Below are 24990 nucleotides of genomic sequence, written 5' to 3'. Positions count from 1 at the left end.
TGAGTGACGGGACTAGCGTTCCTACAGGAACTCTTCGCCACCGCCACCACCAAGCATGATTTCACCAGAGTCAGAAAGTCGACGGGCAACAGAAAGGATCTCTTTCTGCGCTGTTTCCACTTCACTAATACGCACAGGGCCAAGCGCTTCCAAGTCATCATTAAGCATTTCAGCAGCACGCTTAGACATGTTGCGCATAATTTTGTCTTTGAGCTCTTCGTCAGCACCTTTAATGGCTTTAAGCAGCGCGTCTTGCTGTACTTCGCGCAGAATGGCCTGAATACCCTTGTCGTCTACATCGACTAAATTGTCGAATACAAACATCAGGTCTTGAATTTGCTGGCTCATCTCTTCGTCTTGCTCGCGAATAGCGTCCATTAACTGACCTTCTATCGCAGTATCTAGGTAGTTCATGATGTTCGCCGCCGACTTCAAGCCGCCCATTTTGGCTGCTTGTGTACCCGCTTGACCTGCAAACTGTTTCTCCATGATCTCGTTCAGCTCTTGTAGTGCAGCCGGCTGAACTTCCTCTAGATTTGCTATACGCATTAGCAAGTCGAGTCGCACTTTTTCAGGGAACTGCGCCAATATTTCAGCACTTTGTTCAGGCTCTAAATAAGACAATACGATAGTTTGAATCTGCGGGTGCTCATTACGAATAATGCTGGCTACTTGCTTAGAATCCATCCATTTCAATGAGTCTAGGCCTTTTGCACCGCTTCCCATCAGGATTTGATCAATTAGGTTTGCGGCCTTATCTTCACCTAACGCGGCTGTGAGCGCACGTTTAACAAAGTCTTGGCTTTGGAAGCCAATGGTACTGTAATTCTGAATTTCTTCGATAAAGTGCTTATGAACCGCCGTAATTTTGGTTTGCGTCATATCGTCCACTTTTGCCATTTCAGTGCCGAGCTTTTGTACTTGCTTGGGCTCTAAGTGTTTCAATATCTGGGCGGCGTCTTCTTCAGAAAGACTCAGCAGCAAGATGGCCGCTTTTTCTACGCCTTCTAATTTACTGACGTCGTATGACGGCTCGTCAACATTGGCAAGTTCTTCAGCCATAATCTTATCTCACTACTCGTCTTGCATTAACCAGCCCTTCACTACTTGGGCTGATAATTCAGGTTCGTTGGCCACAAGGGCGCGTACGGCTTTAAGTACATCTTCGTCTTTATGTAGATCAGGCAGCATAAGTGAGCCGTCTGGTGCAAAGCCTACCTGGCCTTCATCAAAATCAGACGTCAGCATGCTAATGGTGTCATCGCCTAAGTCTAAACCTTCATCTGCATCAAAATCATCGGCGTCGTTAGACTCGTCAGGATTGATAAGACGACGAAGCATAGGACGAATCACGAAGATGATAAGCACTATTATAACCAAACCACCAACAACTAGCTTAAGAATTGGTAGAAAGCCGGGTTGTTCCCAAATAGGCGCATCTTCAATTTCACCTGCATCCATACGGGTAAAGGGTACGCTAACAACTTCTAAGGAGTCACCACGAGTAACATCGAAGCCAATGCCGCCCTGTAAAAGTCGACGAATGTTTAGGATTTCTTCTTGCTTGCGCGGTGTTGGCGTCATCGCGCCATCTTCACCCGCAACTTGGGTATAGTCTACCGCGACAGACACACTTAATCTGCGTATAACCCCGGATTGTTTCTTGGTATGACTTATAGTGGGAAGAAGTTCGTAGTTACGTGTTGATTCTTTCGCTGTGCGACCAGGCATAGTTTGCTGACTACCGCCCACTGCATTTTCTGGAATATTAGAATCTAATGGAGGTTGATTAGACAGTGCACCAGGAATACCGCCAACACCGCCACCTACGCTGTTTTCTTCCATGATCATCTCACTGCGAACCGCAGGTAAATCAGGGTTGTAGCTACGCTGTGTTTGTTCCATAGCTGTAAAGTCCATGGTAACGTCAGCTTGTGCTGTGTAGTTACCTATGCCCAATACTGGAATCAGTATCGCGTCAATTTTTTCTAAGTACTCTTGCTCACGCTGGCGCTCAATCTCGTATTCTTTTCTGGCACGAGCACTCATAGAATCTTGAGAGCCTGAGTTAAGCAGACGACCATTGCTGTCTGTTACGGTTACCTTAGACGGCTCCATGTTTTGCACTGCAGACGCCACAATATCGACAACAGCGTCAACCTCTTCACCGGCAATAACGGCACCGCGCTTAGCCGTTAGCACAACGGTTGCCGACGCTTTCTTCTCTCTTCGCGCAAATACGTTCTCTTTAGGCATAGCTAACAAGACACGGGCTTTTTGAATGCTTGCGATATCTTCGATAGTGGCCGCGATTTGTTGCTCGCGGGCGTGTTTTAGACGTTCCATCTCAACACGCTGGCTCACGCCAAACCCCATATCCTGCATAATGATATCGGTACCGGCATCAGAGACCTTAGTTAACCCTTGGCGGGTCATGCCTAAACGAATATTTTGGAATTCGTCACTTCTTACGTAAACAATATTGCCTTCAAGCTTATAGTCGATTTGGTTCGCATCCATATAATCGAGGGTTTCAATAAGCTCTTGGGTTTCCATTTTCGCAAGTGGACGGTAATCAGGTTCTTGCGACCAGATAAGAATAAAAATAGCGATGGCGACGCAGATTACCAAAACAACCACAAGGGCCATTTGGCGCATCATATCTGCGCTACCTAAAGTGTCCATAAAACCAGATTTGTTTTCTGGCTCATTGTCCACTGCTTGATTTTGATCAGGAACCGTAAGGTTTGTACCTGTAGCTTCAGCCATAACCTACTCCACCTACACCGGCATATTCATTATTGTTTTATAGGCTTCAAGTACTTTGTTACGTACTTGAACAGTGGCTTCAAAAGCAATGCCCGCCTTTTCTTTCGTCAGCATAACTTGAGCTAGGCTTAAGTTAGGGTCGCCCATTTCAAAACGCTGCTGCGCGTCTTTTGATTCGAGCTGCATGCCGTTTACACCATCTACCGCATTCTTTAGCATGGTCGAGAAATCACTTGCCGAGCTATTAACTTCACTAAGCGGCTGCTGTTGAGGCTCATTAACTTGAAGACGAGTTTGCCCAATCATGTTCTGCATTTCTTGATACAAACTATTGGCTTTAACGTCCATAACCACTCCTAGTGCTTTTTCGAGACCGCCTGAACATCGGCGTATAACTTATGTATAGAGGGGATTTAGCAAAGGGCTTGCCAACTTTAAAAATCCATACATATCAATAAGATAAATAAAAAATAAGAGGGTTAGCCAAATTTATGGCGTTTGACTTAGTGTGAGCAACAAAAAACCGCCGCCTTCTTTACTACAGAGGCGACGGATAAGGACGAGGAAACCGAAAGTGTAGAAAGCGACCTTATGCGGGCACTTCAATACCGTCTTCGCGCATGCGCGCTAATTTGTAACGAAGGGTTCTTGGACTAATGCCGAGCTTTTCTGCCACATCTTTACGCTTGCCGTTACACGACACCAACGTATCGAGGATAATTTGATGTTCTTGGTAGCGCAGCTCAGACCCTAGCCTATTATCTTCAACATGCTCTTGCGGTGTCTCAACAGGTGCAGTCATGTCTTCGTCAATCATTAAATCGCTGGCGTCGATTTCATTGTGTTCGCATAAAATAAGCGCCCGTTGAACCACGTTTTCTAGTTCGCGAACGTTCCCTGGCCAGCTGTATTGTGACAGCTTATTGCGTGCTGCTGCGCTTAACCTGATAGTACCCAGCCCTTGAGAACTAGCGTGACGCTGAACCAGATGTTCGGCGAGAGGGACAATATCACCCGGACGTTCCGATAGCGGGCGCCACTCAATAGGGAATACATTTAAGCGGTAGTACAAATCTTCTCTGAACTCTCCCGCATCCACTGCTTTTCTCAAATCTCGGTTACTTGTAGCAATAACACGGACGTTGAGCTTAACGGTTTTACGTCCGCCAAGACGCTCTACTTCGCGCTCTTGTAACACGCGTAGCAGTTTAGCTTGAAGCGCCAAATCCATCTCGGTTATTTCATCAAGTAACAGCGTACCGTCTTGGGCTTGTTCAAATTTACCCGGGCAAGCTTGGATTGCGCCGGTGAACGCACCTTTTTCGTAACCAAACAAGGTCGCTTCTAGCATGTTCTCTGGTATAGCTGCACAGTTGATGGCGACAAATGGCGCATCACTTCGCGGCGACTGATCGTGAATATAGCGAGACAGCACTTCTTTACCCGAACCGCTTGGTCCCATTACCATCACAGTGGCGTCGGACTTCGCGACTTTGCGAGAAAGCTCAAGTAACTTCAAGCTTGAAGGGTCAGCAACAATAGGCGTGCGAGACTCTATTTTTTGAGCCGGCGCGTAGCGTCCCACTAAATTAAGCAGTACTTCTGGGGCAAACGGTTTTGATAGATAGTCTGTAGCGCCATCGCGCATTGCCTGCACGGCATCATCAATAGTGGCATAGGCTGTCATCAACAGCACCGGCATATTGGGGTACTTAGTTTTGATACTTTTAAGTAGCGTTAAACCGCTCATTTCGCCCATTTGAATATCGCTTACCACTAAATCGACAGAGCGCGAAGACAACACCATTAACGCTTCTTCAGCACAGTCAGCGGCAACAACCTCATAGTTACCTAACAGAAGGGTGTCTAGGAGTGCTTCGCGTAATCCTGCGTCATCTTCAACAATTAAAATGGTAGTTTTAGACATTATTCTCTCCTATGACCTACGCAACATGAGTCAATGTTTGTGAAGATTGAGCGTTCACCACACACGGCAAAGACACACTAAAGCACGCCCCACCTTCTGGCATATTTGATACGCTCAGCAAACCGTTGTGGGCGTTTACGACGGATTTAACCACCGCAAGACCAAGGCCCGTGCCATGAGTTTTAGTTGTGAAAAACGGTTCAAAAATTTTGTTTTTGAGTTTATCCGGTACGCCAGGACCTTTATCTATAATGGCCACATGCAAACGTTCATCAGACACTGCAGTTTCTACGTGCACGCACTCCCCTTTCGGAGTAACTTGGCTCGCGTTGTGAACAAGGTTTAATAACGCGCCTTGAAGCGCTGTAAGATTACCGGTAATAGATACGTTTTTATCGAAGCCGCTAAAAGTTAGCGTTTGCTGTGCTTGAGCCGTCATGGTTTGGGCACTGCCTTCAATTGAAGTAAACAACTCTCCCAAGCTAATTTGGCTGACCACTTGTTCTTCCCCTGACTTAGCGAAAAGCAGCATGTCGTTAACCTGACTCTCTAGCTCTTTAAGCCTGTCAGTTAGCTTGTTTGCAAATTGAGTTTGTGCTTCTTGTCCCAAGCCTTTGCGCGTTAAATTAGACGCATAGAGCATGGCCGCAGAAAGAGGCGTACGAATTTGGTGAGCAAGGGATGCCACCATTTTTCCCAAAGAAGACAAACGCTGCATATGACTCACGCGAGCTTGCAGCTGCCGCGTTTCGGTTAAGTCGGTAATAACAATTAATTGTCCAGGCTCATTTTCTAATGGCGTGATAGAAAGCTTCACTCGGCGACCGTCAACAAGTGAGACTTCGTGGCCGTCGTCAGCGCGGGGCTTGAATGAGCGCGTGATAATGCTTCGCCACACTTCCTCTTCCAGCGGTTCACCTAACAGTGCTTTCGCTTGTTCATTGGCTTGGCGTACGATCCCTTTGCCGTCTATAACGATAACGCCCGCAGGCATTACCTGAAGTAAGTGTTCAAGTCGACTCGCCTGCAACCGCAAAGACGAGATATCGTCACTGCATGAAGGGTCGTATTCATCACGAGATATCGCATTATCAATACTATCTAACGCATAGCTTGATGCTGAGTACTCAGTAGATTGTGGTGTGCTGTCAAAAGCCATATTACCCTCGTCAAATTGCAGACGCTGTTAAACTATGACTTAGATAAAGCAGAAGATGTGCCAATTCATCATTGGCTTATTTTTCAGTTAGATAGGATGAAATTATAGAGGAAGGCGCAACGTCAATTACCTGACATTACGCTTCTTCAGTACGTTGAATATCGTACTTCCGCATTTTCTCGACAAGCGTTGTTCTGCGCATACCAAGTTTGTCGGCAGCTCGAGCCACCACCCAATCTTGATTGTCTAACGCCTGTCGAATGAGGTTTACTTCCAACTCAGAAAGGTACTCTTTGAGATTAACCCCCTCCTCAGGTAAAGATGAAGAAACCATTCCGTTCAAACCCTCATGGCTTTGCTCGTTAAGATCTTCTTCAGGCTCTTGCGCGGCCGCTTCAGCAAAGAGTGCATTGAATGCTTCACGCTCAAGAATTTCTTCGGGATAATCAGGCTCGTAAGCCTGTATATCACCGTATTGATATTTCTCAGGTAAATCGGCGATATCAACGATTTGACCAGGATAAAGAATAGTTAAGCGTTCAACCAAGTTAGACAGCTCACGAACGTTGCCCGCCCATTCGTGCTCCATTAACGAGGCGATCGCTTGCTCGGTAAAGCGCACACCTTCCACCCCATCACCTTGGATACGACTATTTAGCTCTTGGAGCAGTAAGGGGATATCGTCTTTTCTTTGTCTAAGTGCAGGGCTATCAATTGGGAACACGTTGAGTCGGTAATACAAGTCCTCACGGAACTTGTCTTCACTGATCATGGTTTCCAAATTGCGGTGCGTCGCGGCGATGATGCGTACGTTACACTGAAGGGGCTTGTTGCCGCCTACGCGCTCGAAGGTACGCTCTTGTAACACGCGCAATAATTTAACCTGCATCTGAAGCGGCATATCACCGATTTCATCCAGAAACAACGTACCGCCTTCAGCTAACTCAAAACGGCCTTTACGCGCGCTGATTGCGCCAGTAAACGCGCCTTTTTCGTGACCAAACAGCTCGCTTTCCAGCAGTTCGCCAGGAATTGCACCGCAGTTTACCGGAATAAATGGCCCGTCTTTGCGTTCAGATAAGAAGTGAACATTACGTGCAACGACCTCTTTACCTGTTCCAGACTCACCTAGAATCAAGACAGTGGCATCAGTTGGAGCAACCTGTTCAACTAATCGACGAACTATTTGTATTTGTTCGCTTTTACCAATAAGGCTTCTAAACAGTCGCGTCTTTGTTCCCGATGTACGAGACAAGCTCGGTTTGCGCCTTGAGTATTCTTGGCAACGATGGATAGCTTGGGTCAAAACGGGATAGGTTAATGGCGTTGCAATAACGCTAACGAGATTACAACCTGCTGATGCTTGGCTATTATTTTCAACCAATGCTACAAATGGTATGTGAGGAAACTTCTCAACCAGTCCGCTGACTATGGCTGGCGATATGTGCTCTATAAGAACAGCATCAGCCCCACTATCTTGCAAATACCGTTCGCAATCACTAAAGCCTCGCGATTGACACGATTCTCCCATGAAGGTAACGATAGTTTCCAAGTTTTGAATAAGTTCCTGGTTGTCACTAACCAGCAAAATGTTCTTCATCAATTCCCCGAGAACGCTTTGTTATTATTTACAGTTTAGCGCATTTATAAATTGTAACGACAAAAGATCGGAGCGCAACCGCTGTTTTCGGAAATGTATCAATAAAAAAAGCAGGTTACCCTGCTTCTTTCGATTAATTTTAGCAAAATTAACGTATGTTGGTTTAACTCAACAACGATAAAACCTGACTTTGCTGCTGATTCGCTTGCGCTTGAACGGTTAGCGCCGCTTGACCAAGCACATCGTTTGAAGCCTGCTGTGACACAGCTTGAGCAAAATCAAGATCTTGAATGCGGCTACGCGCTTCAGCGGTGTTCACGTTAGCTTGAGTAAGAGAACGCGCCGCACTCTCGAAACGGTTTTGGGTAGCACCTAAATCGCCTCGCGCGTTACCAAGCGTTTCAATCGCAGCATCAGTTGCACCTAGCGCATCTTCAATGCTGGTTCCCGATGTAATATCGATAGCCAGCACATCGTTTAATTGAGCAGCAACATCCTGTGTATTGACGCTTATTGACTGCCCCGCACTTGAACCTGATTGGAATTCAAGTGAGCCATTTTCAGATAATAACGGCTTGCCAGCAAAATTCGTCTGCTCAATGGTTTGAGAGATATTCTCTTGTAATTGCGTAATTTCAGATTGAATAGCACGGCGATCGCCACTGCTCAAAACACCATTACCAGATTGTAAGGTAAGTTCGCGAATGCGGTTTACATCGTCATTGATGCTGCCTAAACCACCCTCTGCAACCTGCGCCACCGAAATTCCGTCGTAAACGTTATTAATAGCCTGGCGGTTGCCTTCTACTTCTGAAGTTAACCGATCGATGATTTGCTGGGCCGCTGCGCCGTCAGTTGCATCGTTAATTTTCTTACCACTGGCAAGCTTTTCCATCAAGGATTCTTGCTTCTCTTGCACTTGGCTGAGAAGTGAGGACGTTGAACTATTAACTTGCATGATGCTTTCCTAAAATATGTAACTCATTAAGTGTAGCAGAAAGCTGAGCAAAATGTAGTCAGCCATTTGTATGATAGTCGATACCTTTACGAACAAATCTATACGCTCATGGAATAGTTTGACTTGCCGATAAGTTATGGGTGTACAATTTGTTTATTTTCAGAGATTAATGCTATGACTACTGTGGTGACGTACGGCACCTTCGACCTTTTCCATATAGGGCATGTAAGGCTTTTAAAGCGATTACACAGCTTAGGCGATAGGCTAGTGGTTGGCTTGTCCTCTGATGAATTCAATACGGTAAAAGGTAAAAACGTAGTCATACCTTATGAAGACAGAAAGGAAATTTTGCTCTCCTGCCGTTATGTCGATGACGTCTTTCAAGAAAACTGTTGGGAACAGAAACGAGAAGACCTTGAACGAGAAGGCGCTGACATATTCGCGATGGGTGATGACTGGATTGGAAAGTTCGATGACCTGCAAGATATCGTTAAAGTTGTGTATCTTCCGCGCACACAAGATGTCTCTACAACTGAACTAAAAACCGTTATCAGCGAAATTCAAAACGAGAAAATTCGCCAATTACAAAGTCTAACAGAGCATTTAAATGCGTTGATGCAGCGGCTTTGAGCTCGCTGTCAAATTCGAGCTAGCCTTTTTTGAACGGAAAAAGTAAATGAACGTAGCCATAATCCCCGCAAGGGGCGGAAGCAAACGCATTCCTAAAAAAAATATAAAACCGTTTTGCGGTAAACCAATGGTTGCCCATGCAATAGAAAATGCGTTGGCAAGCCCCTATGTAGACAAAGTAGTGGTTTCAACAGATGATGAATCTATTGCGAACGTAGCAAGAGATTATGGTGCTGAGGTGCCATTCATGAGACCTGTAGAATTAGCAGATGATTACACAGGCACTAGTCCTGTGGTTCGCCATGCATTGAGCACTCTGTTAGAAAAAGGCTGGGATATAAATTATTGCGCCTGTGTATATGCAACATCGCCTCTTCTGACCACTTCTTTAATTAATTCTTGCTATGAAATGCTAATGAACGCTGACAATACAGACTACGTATTTACAGCGGCAAGATTCTCATTTCCAATTCAACGGGCGATATTACAAACCGAAAATGGCGGCGTAAAACCTTTTGACGAATTTGGCATTACTCAGCGCTCACAGGATTTACCACCTGCCTTCCATGATGCAGGACAGTTGTATTGGGGCCATCACAAAACCTGGCTTGATACTACCAAACGCATTTTCGGTGCAAACTCGAAAATGGTAGTAATGCCAGACCACTTAGTGCAAGACATTGATACACCTGAAGATTGGGTTAGAGCTGAACTGCTTTACAAGCTTTTGCAGAGCGAAAGCGTAAAGTGAGGATTGTTTTTAGGGTCGATGGTACAGCGCAAATAGGACTCGGCCATATTATGCGTTGCTTAACCTTGGCCACACAATTACTTCCCTTACACAGCGTAACATTCCTGTGTTGTGCGTTGCCTTCAACTCTACAACAACAGATACAGCGTGCTGGAATTACAACATTGACCACGCCATCGCTTCGTAAAGGCGAACGGGCAGGTAATGGTTCGGCAGTCTTGAATGAAGCAGAGCAAGCCTCTCATGCTGCTCACTGTATAGCGCTTCTTGATGATATGAACGATGAGCCTATCGACATGCTTATAGTCGACCACTATCAGCTATCAGCTTCGTTTAGTAAAGTAATGCGCAGTCGCTGCAAACATATTGTTGTCATTGACGATTTAGCAAACCGCCAACACGACTGTGACGTGATTTTGGACCAAAATCTCTTTGAGGACTTTGAATTCCGATACGATCTTCTTGTCCCTCCTCATTGCCAAAAACTTTTAGGACCTGAGTTCGCTATTTTGAGAAATGAGTTTTACCGCTCACCACCAATGCCTAGAAATGACAATCATATTCTAGTCTGCTTTGGCGGCAGCGACCCTGGGAATTTAACAGAGCGAGTCGTTGATGTTTTGATTGAATTAAAGTCTTTAACTTTTTCAGCCGATATTGTTGTCGGAGCGGCTTATTCCGGCGTTAGTGCGCTTAAAGCAAAAGTTGAACGCCTACCTAACGCGAAGCTTCATGTCGCTTGCGGTCACATATCCGAGCTTATGAAAGCCGCCAATACAATGATTGGCGCTGGAGGTTCGATGCACTGGGAGCGCGCAGCATCGGGGGTAGCGGGCATAATTATCACATTGGCTGATAATCAAGTTGAAACGACGCGGTGCTTGCACGAACGGCATTGCTGTTTGTGGCTAGGAGCATGTGACGAGGTCACTAACGAAGATATTAGCAAGGCCGTTGAATTTGCGATAAATTCCCCGCAAGAAATGCGTAAACTAGCAAACAACGCGGTATCTTTGGTGAGCGCAAACAAAAATCCATCTTTTGTAATGGATACTATATTGAACACAGTTACGAGGTAGTCATGAAACCAATCACAATCGGTGATATTCAAATTGGTCCGGGTCTCGCTCCCTTTATCATCGCAGAAATGTCTGGAAATCATGGACAATCATTAGAAAAAGCCTACCGACTCATTGATGCAGCTGCAGAAGCTGGCGCACATGCCATAAAATTGCAAACCTATACGCCAGACACGATCACTTTGGATTGTCATGAAGGCGAATTTTTTATTGAAGACCCTAATAGTCTTTGGAAAGGAAACTCTTTGTATAACCTCTACAAAGAGGCGATGACGCCTTGGGAATGGCATAAGGAGCTATTCGACTATGCCAAAGAGAAAGGCCTATTGGCATTTAGCACGCCCTTCGATTTAACCGCTGTCGACTTCCTAGAAACATTGAATCCTCCTTGTTACAAAGTAGCATCTTTTGAAAATACTGACCACGCTATCCTAGCGGCTGTAGCAAAGACAGGGAAACCCGTTATTGTCTCTACAGGCATGGCTAGCCAGGCAGAAATAGCCGAGTCTGTTGAAGTACTCCGTTCCAATGGGTGTAATGACATCATATTACTTAAGTGCACCAGTAATTACCCAGCAAACCCGGTAGACGCCAACTTAAAGACAATTCCTCATTTGAGCGAACTTTTCGACTGTCACGTTGGACTTTCCGACCATACACCGGGGGTGGGGGTAGCAGTCGCTGCGGTGGCACTTGGCGCAACAGTCATTGAAAAGCATTTTGTTTTAGACAGAAACGGCGGAGAGGTTGACGCAGAATTTTCTCTTGAACCCCATGAAATTAAGCTGCTTGTCGAGGAAACGGCGCGGGCAGCGGTAGCAATTGGCAAGGTGAATTATGGCGCCACCGAGCGAGAAAAGGCCTCGTTGGTACACCGACGCTCTTTATACATTGCCAAAGATATGAAAGCCGGCGATACATTAAATGCGGAAAATTTACGCTCTGTTCGTCCAGGACTTGGACTGCCTCCCAAATACCTTCCCCTTTTGCTTGGAAAGCAAATCAAGTGCGACGCACCAAAAGGTACCCCTATGAGTTGGGAGCTACTGTGAGATGAGAGCCATTCTGTTCGGTGCAAGTAAGGCCGGAGAAAACTACGTTTCTAATCACCCAGATATAGAAGTCGTGGCATTCACGGATAACGATAGTGCGAAACACGGAACTCGTTTTATGGGTTATCCCATCATTGCACCCGCAGATATCAATACTCACGATGTCGACAGCATAATTATCACCAGTCAGTGGGTTGATCAAATTTATTCCCAGCTTACCCTAGAAATGGGTATTGATGAGTCGAATATCATTGTACCGAGTAAGCAGTCGGTAAAAGCTGCCTTGCCTTTCGAAGACAATGAAACGTTAGCCTTTGCCCAGTCCGTAATGCGTACGCTAAATCGATACTTCGTTTCCCACAACATTTCAGCGTGTCTAGATTCTGGAACTTTATTAGGTGCTGTGAGAAATAAAGGGCTCATACCTTGGGATGACGATATAGATTTAGCTGTAGATAAAGACAATTACGAAAGGTTACAGGCATCGCTACCTGAGCTTTATAAATTATTAAACACAAACTATGACGTAAAATGGAATATCGTCATTATCACGGTCAACAACATAGACTGTTGCATCAACCTAGAGTTTAGTAATTTATCACACACCCAATTAGTTCCTTTTGATATAAGTATACAGCGCAGAGAGTCGATAAATGGTTTATCTGAACTCTTGTCCTCGGGGGGGCTGTTTTTTGCCCCTGCTACACATTTCGACAGTTACGAGCCAATCGAGTTTTTAGGTGAAACTTTTCTTGCCCCATTCGATGCAGAAGGCTTTCTCACATTTATGTACGGACATTGGCAAACGCCCAAAAAAACGACACAAATTACGGAATACGAAAATAGAAGAGCATCGATGTCAGCACCGAGAACAGGTATAAGCGTGCAAAAACGCACGCTTTGTGAATGAGCGTTTATACTGAGGTGTCAAATTAACGTGAACGTATTACTTTCAAGCGCCAGCAATAAAGTTCCACTATTAAAAGCGCTTCAATGTGCCGTCAAACGTATCGATAAGAAGGGCATAGTTACGGCAGGAGATTTAAGTAGCCAAGTACTTACACGTCACTTTTGCGATGTATTTTGGCAAATGCCACCCACAAATCAAGAAAACGCAGATGAGATTATTGCCCAGCTCAAGCATCGAAGCATTACTCATATTCTCCCAAGTAGAGACGGCGAACTGCTTTTTTGGGCAAGGCTAAAAAACGACCTAAAAAGCGCTAACATTCACGTACTTAGTTCTAATGAAAGTGCAATTGAGCTTTGTTTAGATAAATTAAGATTCGGCCAATGCAGTATTCCTTTTATCATCCCTTCATTCGAAAGTATCGAAGCGGTGAAAAAGGTTGTTCAGGACACTCAGCCATTGCATTATGTGGTCAAAGAACGTTTTGGTGCGGGTAGTAAAGCAGTTGGCCTTAATCTAAATGAAAACGACGCAGTCCAGTACGCTAAAGGTCTGTCCTCTCCTATTTTTCAATTATTCAAAGCAGGTAAAGAAATTAGCGTAGACGCTTGGCTAACAAAAGATCATTTGGTTAAAGCGGCCGTGTGCCGTGTGCGAGACTTAGTTGTTAATGGTGAATCCCAAATTACTTATACTTTACCGAATTGCCCTTTTACAGCACAGGTGACACAGACACTTTCCAACCTAGCGCTGTCTGGCCCCATTGTATTACAGGGCATCATAAATGATGGAGCACTTCACATCATTGAATGTAATTCACGATTTGGAGGCGCTTCAACGTTAGGTATCAAGGCGGGTGTTGATAGTCTTTATTGGAGCTTGTGCGAGAGTATAGGTGTAGATATCGATTCGTTGCCCGTAGATCTCGCATCTCATAAAATAACGCAGATTAGAGCTGCTACCGACTATTACCTATGATTTATATCTTCGACCTAGATGATACCCTGTATGATGAACGCCAATACGTAGAGTCTGGCCTTGCAGCGGTTGCCTCATTTGTGGAAAAAACCTGGAATGTTGATAAGCGAAGTGGCTTTCAGGAATTAGTTACTCTGCTTGATCGAAATGGTCGTGGCCGAATTTTCAATGATTACTTAGCTAACCATGGCATAGCAGTCAATAAGAAAAATGTACGTGCATGCGTTTCAGCATATCGCTTACACCAGCCCACTTTGACTTTGCCCGACAATCACTTAACGTTGCTTGAACGTTTGCCAAAGCCGCTGTACCTCGTCACTGACGGAAATAAAGTAGTACAAAGTAAGAAAGTGGAAGCACTCAACATAGCGCACTACTTCAAGCGCGTGTTTGTCACTCACCGCTTTGGAGTGCAACATGCTAAACCTTCTACTTACTGCTTTGAAAAGATTAAACAAGCAGAACAATGTCAGTGGCACGAAATGGTTTACATTGGTGACAACCCAGCAAAAGACTTCGTTAATTTAAATAAACTTGGAATGCCGACTGTTAGGGTGCTAACTGGGGTTCACAAAAACGCACCTGCAAAACCAGGTTTTGATGCAAAGTTTACAATACAAAACCTAAATGAACTTCCAGCCCTCAGTCTTTGAACTTTATTAGGCGGCATCCCAACTTATTTAATAAAATAAAATCAATGCTTAACCTACCTGCTGATAAACAACAAGTTCTACCTAAATACGAAGAAATCTACACCTTTAGCACTAATAATCCTCACCTAAGCGCATAGATTCTAAAGCTTTATGGCAAAAATGCCGACACATGATATATTGTGTTTATAACCATAAAAACAGCGAGCAAGCTATGTTCGATGGAAAATCGATTCTCATAACAGGTGGAACGGGTTCATTTGGCCATAAGTACACTGAGACTCTGTTAGCGAGATACAAACCAAAGCGCTTAATCATCTACTCACGTGACGAACTTAAACAGTTCGAAATGCAGCAAAAATTTCACGCGCCGTGCATGAGATATTTTATTGGCGATGTTCGTGATAGAGAACGTCTTAATCGCGCCATGCAAGGTGTTGACTTTGTAATACATGCAGCGGCCATGAAGCAAGTCCCTGCCGCTGAGTACAACCCTACCGAATGTATTCGTACGAATATCGATGGTGCCGAAAATGTAATTAACGCCGCCATTGATAATAACGTTGAAAAAGTTATTGCGTTGTCTACAGACAAAGCCGCCAACCCGGTTAATTTATACGGTGCTACCAAATTAGCTTCAGATAAATTGTTCGTTGCAGCCAATAATATTGTTGGCGCTGGTGCATCTCGATTTTCTGTAGTGCGTTACGGCAATGTGGTTGGCTCTCGTGGTTCTGTTGTACCCTTTTTCAATAAGTTGATAGCGGAAAACAGCGATCATATTCCTGTTACGCACAAAGACATGACCCGTTTTTGGATTACTCTTCAACAGGGGGTCGACTTTGTACTTAAAAACTTTGAGCGCATGTTAGGTGGTGAGATTTTCGTACCGAAAATCCCATCTATTCGAATTATTGACCTCGCGACTGCAATGGCACCGGATATTCCAATCAAATATGTAGGGATTCGTCCAGGTGAAAAGCTGCATGAAATGATGTGCCCTGGCGACATGTCTCTGCACACATTTGAATTCGATGATCACTTTGTAATTGCCCCAGCTATTAAGTTTTTCCACCGAAGTAATAACTTTACTAGCAACGCACTTAGCGAACAGGGAAAACTTGTAGAGTCGGGTTTCGAGTACGTTTCAGACACTAACGAACATTTCCTTAGTATTGAAGAAATAAAGAAGTTCAACGAGGAAGCTCAATAGTGATTCCTTATGGGCGACAACACCTAGATGAAGATGATGTAAAAGCCGTTGTCGAAACCTTAACATCAAATTGGTTAACGCAAGGCCCGGCTATTCCGAAATTTGAAACCGCTCTTGCTGATTATTGTGGCGCTAATTTTGGGATTGCAGTTAATAGCGCTACGTCTGCTCTACACATTGCTTGCCTTGCACTGGGTGTGAGTGAAGGCGATAGAGTATGGACATCTCCGAACTCATTTGTTGCTTCGTCAAACTGCGCGCTCTACTGTGGTGCCAAGGTCGATTTTGTAGATATTGACCTTCACACCGGTAACATGTGCGTTGATGCTTTACGAAACAAGCTTGTCCTAGCTGAGTCCATAAACGCCTTACCAAAGGTGATTATTCCCGTTCATTTCGCAGGTCAGCCCTGCGATATGAAAGAAATTCGTGCACTTTCAAAGCAATATGGCTTCTTTGTTATTGAAGATGCATCACATGCAGTAGGCGCAAAATACCAAGAGAAATTTGTAGGCAGCTGCGAATTCTCAGATATTTGTGTGTTTAGTTTCCACCCGGTAAAGATTATTACCACTATGGAAGGGGGAATGGCACTTACAAATAACAGTGAATGGGCTGAAAAGATGCGTATGTTGCGCAGTCACGGCATAACCAATGACCCAGAGAAGATGACTGAGGACAGTCATGGCCCTTGGTATTATCAACAGATAGCATTGGGCTTTAATTACCGTATGACTGACGTAGAAGCTGCGCTTGGTTTTAGCCAGCTAAAAAAATTGCCGGGCATTTTAGAAAAGCGGAATGCGTTAGCTGCACATTATGACAAGCTTTTTGCTACTCTAGAGCGTGTGCAACCGCTTTCGCAAAAGGATGGGACTTATAGTAGCTATCACCTCTACGTAATCCGAGTACTCAACATAAACGAGTCTGAGCACGAAATACTTGTATTTAAGCTAAGGTCCGCCGGGATTTTCGCTCATGTACATTACATTCCCATTCACACTCAACCCTTCTACAGAGAATTAGGATTTAACTGGGGAGACTTTCCTAATGCAGAGACGTATTATCATCAAGCTATTTCGCTGCCACTCTTCCCGCAATTATCTGTTGACGATTTGACGTATATTGCCGATACAGTATCTAAGCTAGTAGAGCTCAATAGCATACGATAATCGCTCAGGTATGTAATTTTGTATCGAAGCTAGCGCATTTTCGACTGTGAAAAATTTTAACTGAAAGGAAACTTTCTATGAGCTTTGAAGAGGTTTCAAGGTGAAGTCACAAAAAGTAGCATTAATTACCGGCGTCACTGGTCAAGATGGCTCCTACCTTGCTGAATTACTCCTTGAAAAAGGATATGAAGTGCACGGTATAAAGCGCCGTTCATCACTTTTCAATACTCAACGAGTAGATCATATTTACCAAGATCCTCATACCAAAAACAGAAACTTCATTCTTCACTACGGTGATTTGAGTGACAGCTCTAATCTTGTTCGATTGATTCAACAAATTCAGCCAGATGAAATTTACAACTTGGGGGCTCAAAGCCATGTAGCTGTGAGCTTCGAGTCTCCAGAATACACAGCAGACGTGGATGCATTAGGAGCTCTAAGGCTGTTAGAAGCTATAAGGCTGTTGGGATTAGAAAAGAAAACAAGATTTTATCAAGCGTCTACTTCTGAACTTTATGGATTGGTTCAAGAGTCGCCTCAAAAGGAAAGTACGCCGTTCTACCCCCGCTCTCCTTATGCTGTTGCAAAACTTTACGCTTATTGGATAACCGTGAATTATCGAGAGTCGTATGGCATTTACGCCTGCAACGGAATACTCTTCAATCATGAGTCACCTCGACGCGGAGAAACATTTGTGACACGAAAAGTTACACGAGGACTCGCGAATATAGCACAAGGTTTAGAAACGTGCCTTTACATGGGAAATATTGACGCGCTGCGAGACTGGGGCCATGCAAAAGACTATGTGTATATGCAATGGTTAATGCTTCAGCAATCACAGCCAGAAGACTTCGTCATTGCAACTGGTCATCAATATACTGTGCGGGATTTTATTCAATGGACAGCTAATGAGCTTGGTATAACGATAACGTTTGAAGGGAAAGGCGTAGATGAAATTGCAGTTGTAACGCAAGTAAAAGGAAACGATGCACCAGCTGTAAACATCGGCGACGTCATAATGAAAATAAACCCTAAGTATTTTAGACCAGCTGAAGTAGAAACGTTACTCGGTGACGCAAGCAAAGCGCGAGAAAAACTTGGGTGGAAACCTGAGACTGATGCAAAAGAATTATGCAAAGAAATGACGCAATATGATCTCGTTGAAGCTAAGCGCCAGGCGTTTTTAAAGCTCAATGGTTTTTCCTACGATGCCTTAAGGGAAGAATAAAATGGCTATGAAAAACATCTTTATCGCCGGACATCGCGGGATGGTAGGACGCGCGCTTTGCAGAGCATTTGAAGGCGATGACGACGTTAACCTAATAACTAAAGCTAAAGCTGAATTAGACCTCACTGTTCAAGCAAATGTTGAAAGATTTTTCGACCAAAATCACATTGACGAAGTCTATTTGGCTGCGGCTAAAGTAGGAGGGATATACGCCAACAATGCGTTAACTGGTGAATTCATTCACCAAAATTTGATGATTCAATCGAATGTTATTCATGCTGCTCATCGTAGCGGAGTTCAAAAGTTATTGTTTCTCGGCTCAAGCTGCATTTATCCAAAATTTGCCAATCAGCCAATTCGTGAAGAAGCATTATTAACCGGTCAACTAGAACCCACCAATGAGTCTTACGCTGTCGCCAAAATAGCAGGTATTAAGCTATGCGAAGCGTATAGGCGTCAATATGGTAGGGATTACCGTTCTGTCATGCCAACGAATCTCTATGGGCCTTATGATAATTTTGACCCACAAAACGGACACGTGATCCCAGCTTTGTTTTATAAGTTTCACCAAGCATTGAAAAATAACACTTCTGAGGTTGAGATTTGGGGCAGTGGTCAAGCGAGACGAGAATTTCTCCACGTGGACGACCTTGCCTCTGCATGTAAATTTTTGATGGCCAAAGACGAAGACGCATTCTGGGCTATTGTAGACGCGCATTGCTCGCATATAAATATTGGTACTGGAAGCGACTGTTCGATTAAAGAGCTGGCTGAGATGATAAAAATAAGTACCGGCTATCAAGGTCAACTTTCATTTGATGAGAATAAGCCTGAAGGGACACCTGTGAAGCGTCTTGATGTTACTAAAATGCAGGCGCTAGGATGGCAAGCTGACTACAAACTTAAGGACGGTCTACAAGAGGTTTGGAATTGGTACTGCAAACATCGAAGTGAAGCCTAGTACTATTTTACGGATGACTGCGTCAATCCAGTTAAGTTTGTCAATTGAAACACGTTTTTTAAATAGCATCAGAATATAAAAGCATGAACAGTAATAGTGTTACACAGGCTATATTAGCGAATATCCCTCAGCCAGAATATTACGATGAGACAATATTGTTTGGCGAAGCAGACTATTACGGGGCCTCACTTAATATCGCACGCCAACTTGGTTTGCCGCGAGCGCCTTTCAGTAAGAGTGGCTGGCGACATGGATGGATGCATTATCCCGCGAAATTTGTTTCACAGTTAACTGTGTGGGGTAAACAAGAATCTCAGTATTTGCTGACACAAAAAGAGGATGCCGATTTTCTCAAGTCTCATAACATTCAAGCAAAAGCCGTTGGAATGCCTTTCATCTATGCCGATGCGATTGATGAATCTTTGAGAAAACCCAATACATTGTTAGTGATGCCGCCGCACACTTTGCCTTATATTCCTGCTATTGGTAATGAAGAAGATTACTTATTAGAAATTGAACGTATACGACATGATTTCGATTCAGTGGTGTTTTGTATACACCACTCTTGTTTTGAACGTGGCATCTGGCCTGACTTATTAAAAAAGTACGGTTACCCCATGATTATTGGCGCAAGTGCCCATCAGTCAAACGCGCTAGTCCGCTTACAAAAGCTTTTTTCCAGTTTCGAGTATGTTACCTCTAACATTTTAGGCTCCCATATACCCTATGCCGCTTTCTGCAAAGCAAAAGTGTCCTTTTTTGGCACGTTTTGCGACCTGACACAGCTAAACTATGACAAGGATCCTCAAGCACAGGCAAACCCTGAATTATGGGATTACATTATTGAGAATTCAAAAGAAGCACCAGTTAAGAAAGCTATGCCCTTCATGTTTTGTGAACACCCAAAAGAGGCAGGTTTACATACCGCGTGGGCTGAACATGAGCTCGGTTTTGCCAACAAAAAACCAGCACATGAAATTGCAGAGTTACTAGGGTGGAACAACGCGGTTTACCAACTTAATCAAGCGGATCAATACAGGCGTATTCTCAAAGGCAAAGCAATGGAAAATCTGCTTAGTAGTTTGATTACATTGCCTGATGATATTAAAGATGACCAATTCGCAATTTACGGCGCAGGTAAAATAGGGGCGATGATACTTCGCATGCTTTCAAACTTTGGGTTAAAACCAGCGTGTTTTTTTGATAAAAACTACGCAAGCTTACAAGAACTAAACGGAGTCAATGTGTGCGATCCTCAAAGCATCTCAACCTCATCTGTTTCTCATATTTTAGTTGCATCCTTTGTTCATCAAAAAGAGATATCTGACAACATTTTGCAAATGCGCGACGATATAAAAGTATGGTCTGTTGATTAAATTACCTTTTTATATCTTCCAAACACTTCGAACATGGCTGGTGTAGTTGTAAGATTTTAAGAAGAACGGTCGTTCATTAGAAGCACCTTCATCATACATTTAATGTCACGCGACACATCAATGCTACCTACACATTTAACTAAAGTTTCTCAACATATAGCGGATAAGTAAGTTGAATGTGAAGTTTATACTTAAAGAAAGTTACAGGATTTTCAATTGAAAAAAGTCATATTAACCGGCGCTAATGGTCAACTAGGGCAAAGTTTTATTAGCTTGCTATTAGGACAAGGTTTTAAAGTGATCGCAGTTGACCAGAACATCGACAATTTAAAAGCTTCACAGACATTAGACGTGGTTAGACTTGATATAACCAATAGTAATGATGTCAAAGATTTTTACAGCGACTTCGATGAAGTTTACGGACTGATTAATAACGCTGGTGCGGCTGTATTCACCCCTTTTGAAGAAAGAACTGCTGATGAATTTATGTCGGTAGTAGAGGTAAACCTGCTCGGCACGTTTTTAATGTCTCAAGGGGCAGTAAAATTAATGAAAAAAAGCCGAGAAGGGAAAATAGTGAACATCGGCTCTATATACGGCGTGGTGAGCAGCGACGAACGGATATACGGAGAAAGCAAGCGCAATAACTCTGAAGTCTATTCAGTTACCAAAGCAGGGGTGATTCAATTATCCAAGTATATGGCAGCACACTTCGGAAAATATAACATTCAAACAAATTGTATATCTCCTGGGGGTATCTTTAATCAACAAACCGCTGATTTTGTAGCTAACTATACCGCAAAAACGCCTATGGAAAGAATGGGGCGCCCTGAAGATTTGCACGCCGCAATCAGCTTTTTACTTGATGAAAATAACAACTATACCAACGGGCAAAACATTGTCGTAGATGGAGGGTTTACTGCATGGTAAATCGACATTACATTTTAGGGGCTGGGGTTACGGGCCTTAGTCTTGCCTACGAATTGTTGAAAAAAGGTCAACATGTCACCCTAATCGAAAAGTCAGCGTCTGTTGGGGGGCTGGCTAAAAGTCTTACGTGGCAAGGCCGACAGATTGATCTAGGCCCACATATTTACCACACGCCAGATAAAGACATTGAGGAATATTGGAAAGCGGAATTTCCGGAGCTTTTTTACGAGCGTCACCACTGGTCTAAAAATTTAAAAGATAATCAGTTTTTTGACTACCCTATCAATAAAGAGTTTATTGATAGCCTTCCTAAAGCGTTGTCTGAGAAAATCAAACATGAACTCGAGAATGTAGACGCAGAAAAAGTCGCTAGTGCTAATAACTACTATGAATATATAAGGGCGCTGGCAGGTGAAACGTTACAAGAAATGTTCTTCATTAAATATCCCGAAAAACTGTGGGGGATGTCCGTTAAAAACCTTGACGCAAACTGGGCCCCTAAACGCATAAAAATTCGGGAAAAATCTGGTCCCTTTTTCGAAGGGCAATGGAGCGCTGTGGGGAACGAAGGCAGTGGAACAATCCTAGAGAATCTGAAAGATAAAGTATTGCAACTTGGCGGTGTTATCAGATTAAACGAGACAATTGAAAGAATATTACTCAGGAATCAACGCATAAGCACGATTGCGACCAATAAAAGCAACATTAACGTAAACAGTAACGATGTTGTAATTAACACCACATCTTATTGTACCGCCTGCGATCTTTTGGGCAAAACAACGAATTTAAAATATCGCGGCGTGACGTTAGTTTACCTAGCAGTGAAAAACGCTGATGTTTTCCCAGAAGGCGTAGATTTCGTATACATTGATGATCCTAAAATACATTTCAATAGAATCTCTGACCAAAACTCTTTTGTGAAAGAGCCTGAATTAGAATCTACCATTCTTTGTTTTGAAATAACTTACAGCCAAGGTGATCAAATCGACAGTATGGAGCCGTCTTCCTTAGTTAAAGAGGTTAAGGAGCAGTTCATGTCATTGGACATGATTTCTGACGAATCATTGATTGCCGATGCGAAAGTCGTAAAACTTCCAGAAGTGTATCCTATGTTTTTCCTAGGGTATGAAAACGAACTTGCAAAGACCAAAGCAAGCATTGACGAAATCGAAAACATGTACACGCTTGGCAGCTTAGCCGAATATGCTTATTCTGATCTACAGGTTCTGTTTAGCAAAGCTATAGACTTGGCTGAGATCTTGACAAGTCCTACGTTCAAAATAAACAAGATAGATAAAGCTGCACCAAGACTCAATTTCGAGAAGCGTATTTTGCTAAACACGGATTATATTGGGCAAGATCATCCAGCATATGTCATCGCTGAAATTGGTTTGAACCACAACGGAAGTATGAAGATCGCCAAGCGTTTGATAGATGAGGCGGTTAATGCTGGAGCCAACGCAGTAAAATTGCAAAGCTATAAAAGCCATCTGCGCGTAGCTTCCGAAGGAAAAACATCTCGCTACGTAGAAAAAGTACTTAGCACGCAAGAAACCGATTATGAGATGTTTAAAAAGAATGAGCTCTCAGTTGCGCAAACAAAAGAACTGTTTAGTTACGCTAAAGAGAAAGGTATTACACTATTCTCAGCACCTTTTGACAATGAAAGCGTCGATGAGCTAGAAGAGCTTGGCGTAGATTGCTACAAGATAGCCTCTTTTGATCTCGTTAACTTACGTTTAATTGAAAAAGTCGCATTAACTGGGAAACCGCTCATTCTCTCTACAGGAATGGCATCGCTGTCTGAAGTCGAAGACGCACTTCGAGTGGTTGCTTACACAGGGAACCGACAGGTCATTCTGCTTCAATGTACGTCATCATACCCTTGCCCACCTACATCTATGAATATTCGTGCTATTGACACAATGAAACAAGCATTTAACCAACTGCCTGTAGGACTGTCAGATCACGTCATTGGTGATGTGGTTAGCTTAGCTGCGGTTAGCCGAGGTGCTGACGTCATAGAAAAACACTTTACGTTAGACAAAAAAATGGAAGGTCCAGACCACATTTTGTCTTTAGAGCCTGACGAATTAAAACGCATGATTTTCAACATTAGGCAAATTGAAGAGTGTTTGGGAGACGGTGTCAAACAAGCCTCAACTAACGAGATAAGCACGCTCATACGTTTTAGAAAAACCATGTATTCGAGCGTAGACATTGCTAAAGGCGAAAAAATTAAACCAGAGCACATTACTTACAAAGGCCCTGCTTATGGCTTGTATGCGAAGTACGAAGATTTAGTGGTGGGCAGTATAGCTAAAGATGATATTGCAGCTGATACGCCGATAACATGGGATTTGATTAACTCTTAGGAGATAACTTATGAGCTCGTTTATCCACAAAGTAAAGTCTCTTATTAGTGAGCTATCGGCACAAAATGTGAGTCGTATATTTACGATAGCAACGACATCGAAGGGAGAAGAAGAACCTTACTTGACGCCACTTAGAGTGACGAGAGACTTTGCAGTAGCGGGTTGTGTTATTTTTAAACAGGAATGCCTGCTTGACATAATCGAGCTTGTTGACGGCGCTGTCGATATCGTTTTAGTTGATACTGAAAAGAAGATTCCTCTATCAATAAATAAGCAAGCGTTGCTTGCCAGTGACAGCATCTATTTGAAAAGAAATACCATAGGACCTGTAGAAACCGGAAATTTATCGAAAATCTGTTTTCAGCAAATATCAAAAAGCGCGACTTTTGAATTCAAACCAAATGACTTAACCGTAAACAGCGCCTGGTCATTTTTAAGCCAACGATTAGGGGTTTTGAGCGGAAAGAGAATAGCTATTCTTGGCGCTGGGAATATAGGAAGCAAGTTAGCGCTCAAACTCGTCGAGTGTGGTGCAGACGTTCACATATACCGTCAACAAGCTCATGTAGGTTATCAAATCACAAATGGCCTGAACTTGATAAAACATGAAAATACGGTTTCCAACATCACGTTTCACAACAGCTTGCTCTCTACTTCGTTTAGTGCGGATGTCGTTGTAGGATGCACGAATGGTGTACCAATCATAGATAATGAAGTCATCCAGACGGTCAAAAAAAATGCATTAGTTGTTGATCTTGGTAAGAACAACATAACCGCAGATGCGATAAAGCTTGCTATAAAAAATAAGCTTGAAATTTACAGAGTTGATGTAACGGCAGCGCTTGAAGGGTTTATATACGAAATGCTCAAAATGCGTGACGTGTTAAACTCATCTTATGGCAAAAAGGCGTTGTCGTTTTGTAATATCGTTTCAGGTGGATATCTAGGTGAAGATGGTGATGTCATTGTAGACGATATCTCTAAGCCCAGTGTTATTTACGGTGTCGCGAATGGGGCTGGCTCGATAAAAAAATCACTAAGTTCAGCTGAAAATGAAATCATTGCTAAACTGAAAAAAGAAGTTTGCCTATGCTAAATCAATATGGAAAAAATGCCTCGGCACTTTTACTTCAAAAAAAATCTTTTTTTGAAGAAAATAAAATGCACGTGGAAAAACAAAGAAAAATAGCTCAACTGTACACAGCACAGCCAGAGAGAAAAACGTGTAAGAATTGTGATTCACTTTTGGACGTACAAATAGATTTCACGAAA

22 protein-coding genes are annotated in these 24990 nt (G+C 43.4%); 15 read left to right on the top strand and 7 right to left on the bottom strand.

Features of this window, described 5'->3' with window-relative positions:
• Positions 1–21: 21 nt before the first annotated feature.
• The 7 genes from fliG to QVA83_RS00275 all read right to left on the bottom strand — a co-directional run bounded on the left by fliG (position 22) and on the right by QVA83_RS00275 (position 8413).
• A complete protein-coding gene (gene fliG / locus QVA83_RS00305) occupies positions 22–1062 on the bottom strand; it encodes a flagellar motor switch protein FliG (RefSeq protein ID WP_014975903.1) in 1041 nt (346 codons plus the stop codon).
• A 12-nt stretch (positions 1063–1074) separates the two neighbouring features.
• Entirely contained in the window at positions 1075–2769 is a 1695-nt protein-coding gene (gene fliF / locus QVA83_RS00300) for a flagellar basal-body MS-ring/collar protein FliF (RefSeq protein WP_287497990.1), read from the bottom strand.
• 12 nt (positions 2770–2781) lie between these two features.
• Positions 2782–3117: a flagellar hook-basal body complex protein FliE gene (gene fliE / locus QVA83_RS00295; protein ID WP_014948630.1), complete on the bottom strand. Its 336-nt coding sequence runs from the start codon at positions 3115–3117 to the stop codon at positions 2782–2784.
• Between the two features lie 241 nt (positions 3118–3358).
• Positions 3359–4696: a sigma-54-dependent transcriptional regulator gene (locus QVA83_RS00290; protein WP_049588047.1), complete on the bottom strand. Its 1338-nt coding sequence runs from the start codon at positions 4694–4696 to the stop codon at positions 3359–3361.
• A 16-nt stretch (positions 4697–4712) separates the two neighbouring features.
• Positions 4713–5855, bottom strand: coding sequence for a sensor histidine kinase (locus QVA83_RS00285; RefSeq protein WP_156078028.1), 1143 nt, complete (start codon positions 5853–5855; stop codon positions 4713–4715).
• A gap of 136 nt (positions 5856–5991) precedes the next feature.
• Entirely contained in the window at positions 5992–7455 is a 1464-nt protein-coding gene (locus tag QVA83_RS00280; RefSeq protein WP_039224849.1) for a sigma-54 dependent transcriptional regulator, read from the bottom strand.
• A gap of 163 nt (positions 7456–7618) precedes the next feature.
• The gene (locus QVA83_RS00275) at positions 7619–8413 is read right to left on the bottom strand and encodes a flagellin (protein WP_156078027.1); all 795 of its coding nucleotides are present in this window, start codon (positions 8411–8413) and stop codon (positions 7619–7621) included.
• A 174-nt stretch (positions 8414–8587) separates the two neighbouring features.
• Between QVA83_RS00275 and QVA83_RS00270 the strand changes: the two genes are divergently transcribed.
• The 15 genes from QVA83_RS00270 to QVA83_RS00200 all read left to right on the top strand — a co-directional run bounded on the left by QVA83_RS00270 (position 8588) and on the right by QVA83_RS00200 (position 24814).
• Positions 8588–9043 carry an FAD synthase family protein gene (locus QVA83_RS00270; protein ID WP_014948625.1) on the top strand — a complete coding sequence of 152 codons (456 nt, stop codon included), beginning with the start codon at positions 8588–8590 and terminating at the stop codon, positions 9041–9043.
• A 46-nt stretch (positions 9044–9089) separates the two neighbouring features.
• The gene (gene pseF / locus QVA83_RS00265) at positions 9090–9794 is read left to right on the top strand and encodes a pseudaminic acid cytidylyltransferase (RefSeq protein WP_156078026.1); all 705 of its coding nucleotides are present in this window, start codon (positions 9090–9092) and stop codon (positions 9792–9794) included.
• On the top strand, positions 9791–10873 hold the full coding sequence (pseG, locus tag QVA83_RS00260; protein ID WP_283635117.1) for a UDP-2,4-diacetamido-2,4,6-trideoxy-beta-L-altropyranose hydrolase: 1083 nt from the start codon (positions 9791–9793) through the stop codon (positions 10871–10873). Before pseF ends, pseG begins: the two co-directional genes overlap by 4 nt.
• A gap of 2 nt (positions 10874–10875) precedes the next feature.
• Complete coding sequence (pseI, locus tag QVA83_RS00255; RefSeq protein ID WP_156078025.1) at positions 10876–11925, top strand: pseudaminic acid synthase; 1050 nt, start codon at positions 10876–10878, stop codon at positions 11923–11925.
• 1 nt (position 11926) lies between these two features.
• Positions 11927–12835, top strand: a complete 909-nt coding sequence (locus QVA83_RS00250; RefSeq protein WP_156078024.1) for a LicD family protein — start codon at positions 11927–11929, stop codon at positions 12833–12835.
• 27 nt (positions 12836–12862) lie between these two features.
• A complete protein-coding gene (locus tag QVA83_RS00245; protein WP_156078023.1) occupies positions 12863–13813 on the top strand; it encodes an ATP-grasp domain-containing protein in 951 nt (316 codons plus the stop codon).
• Positions 13810–14466: an HAD family hydrolase gene (locus tag QVA83_RS00240; RefSeq protein ID WP_156078022.1), complete on the top strand. Its 657-nt coding sequence runs from the start codon at positions 13810–13812 to the stop codon at positions 14464–14466. The genes QVA83_RS00245 and QVA83_RS00240 overlap by 4 nt, the downstream gene beginning before the upstream one ends.
• Before the next feature lie 211 nt (positions 14467–14677).
• Positions 14678–15676: a UDP-N-acetylglucosamine 4,6-dehydratase (inverting) gene (gene pseB / locus QVA83_RS00235; RefSeq protein WP_014997628.1), complete on the top strand. Its 999-nt coding sequence runs from the start codon at positions 14678–14680 to the stop codon at positions 15674–15676.
• Complete coding sequence (pseC, locus tag QVA83_RS00230) at positions 15676–16848, top strand: UDP-4-amino-4,6-dideoxy-N-acetyl-beta-L-altrosamine transaminase (RefSeq protein WP_156078021.1); 1173 nt, start codon at positions 15676–15678, stop codon at positions 16846–16848. Before pseB ends, pseC begins: the two co-directional genes overlap by 1 nt.
• Positions 16849–16948: 100 nt before the next feature.
• Positions 16949–18076, top strand: coding sequence for a GDP-mannose 4,6-dehydratase (gene gmd / locus QVA83_RS00225; protein ID WP_069943898.1), 1128 nt, complete (start codon positions 16949–16951; stop codon positions 18074–18076).
• A gap of 1 nt (position 18077) precedes the next feature.
• The gene (locus QVA83_RS00220; protein ID WP_156078020.1) at positions 18078–19037 is read left to right on the top strand and encodes a GDP-L-fucose synthase family protein; all 960 of its coding nucleotides are present in this window, start codon (positions 18078–18080) and stop codon (positions 19035–19037) included.
• Positions 19038–19192: 155 nt separating this feature from the next.
• On the top strand, positions 19193–20413 hold the full coding sequence (locus QVA83_RS00215; protein WP_287497989.1) for a hypothetical protein: 1221 nt from the start codon (positions 19193–19195) through the stop codon (positions 20411–20413).
• Positions 20414–20629: 216 nt separating this feature from the next.
• Entirely contained in the window at positions 20630–21343 is a 714-nt protein-coding gene (locus QVA83_RS00210; protein WP_069943895.1) for an SDR family oxidoreductase, read from the top strand.
• Positions 21337–23718, top strand: coding sequence for an FAD-dependent oxidoreductase (locus QVA83_RS00205; RefSeq protein WP_156078018.1), 2382 nt, complete (start codon positions 21337–21339; stop codon positions 23716–23718). Before QVA83_RS00210 ends, QVA83_RS00205 begins: the two co-directional genes overlap by 7 nt.
• Before the next feature lie 10 nt (positions 23719–23728).
• On the top strand, positions 23729–24814 hold the full coding sequence (locus QVA83_RS00200) for a Rossmann-fold NAD(P)-binding domain-containing protein (RefSeq protein WP_014997621.1): 1086 nt from the start codon (positions 23729–23731) through the stop codon (positions 24812–24814).
• Positions 24815–24990: the final 176 nt, after the last annotated feature.

It is taken from the genome of Alteromonas sp. AO-Serp, from assembly GCF_017849675.1.
GTDB lineage: Bacteria > Pseudomonadota > Gammaproteobacteria > Enterobacterales > Alteromonadaceae > Alteromonas > Alteromonas macleodii.
This window is presented reverse-complemented; position numbering and strand designations above follow the sequence as displayed.

Excerpts from the sequence above, each read along its gene's own strand:
- QVA83_RS00250 (WP_156078024.1), top strand. The coding sequence starts at position 11,927 with ATGAGAGCCATTCTGTTCGGTGCAAGTAAGGCCGGAGAAAACTACGTT.
- QVA83_RS00285 (WP_156078028.1), bottom strand. The coding sequence starts at position 5,855 with ATGGCTTTTGACAGCACACCACAATCTACTGAGTACTCAGCATCAAGC.
- fliG (WP_014975903.1), bottom strand. The coding sequence starts at position 1,062 with ATGGCTGAAGAACTTGCCAATGTTGACGAGCCGTCATACGACGTCAGT.
- pseF (WP_156078026.1), top strand. The coding sequence starts at position 9,090 with ATGAACGTAGCCATAATCCCCGCAAGGGGCGGAAGCAAACGCATTCCT.
- QVA83_RS00205 (WP_156078018.1), top strand. The coding sequence starts at position 21,337 with ATGGTAAATCGACATTACATTTTAGGGGCTGGGGTTACGGGCCTTAGT.
- fliE (WP_014948630.1), bottom strand. The coding sequence starts at position 3,117 with ATGGACGTTAAAGCCAATAGTTTGTATCAAGAAATGCAGAACATGATT.
- QVA83_RS00290 (WP_049588047.1), bottom strand. The coding sequence starts at position 4,696 with ATGTCTAAAACTACCATTTTAATTGTTGAAGATGACGCAGGATTACGC.
- QVA83_RS00240 (WP_156078022.1), top strand. The coding sequence starts at position 13,810 with ATGATTTATATCTTCGACCTAGATGATACCCTGTATGATGAACGCCAA.
- QVA83_RS00220 (WP_156078020.1), top strand. The coding sequence starts at position 18,078 with ATGGCTATGAAAAACATCTTTATCGCCGGACATCGCGGGATGGTAGGA.
- QVA83_RS00270 (WP_014948625.1), top strand. The coding sequence starts at position 8,588 with ATGACTACTGTGGTGACGTACGGCACCTTCGACCTTTTCCATATAGGG.
- fliF (WP_287497990.1), bottom strand. The coding sequence starts at position 2,769 with ATGGCTGAAGCTACAGGTACAAACCTTACGGTTCCTGATCAAAATCAA.
- QVA83_RS00280 (WP_039224849.1), bottom strand. The coding sequence starts at position 7,455 with ATGAAGAACATTTTGCTGGTTAGTGACAACCAGGAACTTATTCAAAAC.
- pseB (WP_014997628.1), top strand. The coding sequence starts at position 14,678 with ATGTTCGATGGAAAATCGATTCTCATAACAGGTGGAACGGGTTCATTT.
- pseI (WP_156078025.1), top strand. The coding sequence starts at position 10,876 with ATGAAACCAATCACAATCGGTGATATTCAAATTGGTCCGGGTCTCGCT.
- QVA83_RS00200 (WP_014997621.1), top strand. The coding sequence starts at position 23,729 with ATGAGCTCGTTTATCCACAAAGTAAAGTCTCTTATTAGTGAGCTATCG.
- QVA83_RS00275 (WP_156078027.1), bottom strand. The coding sequence starts at position 8,413 with ATGCAAGTTAATAGTTCAACGTCCTCACTTCTCAGCCAAGTGCAAGAG.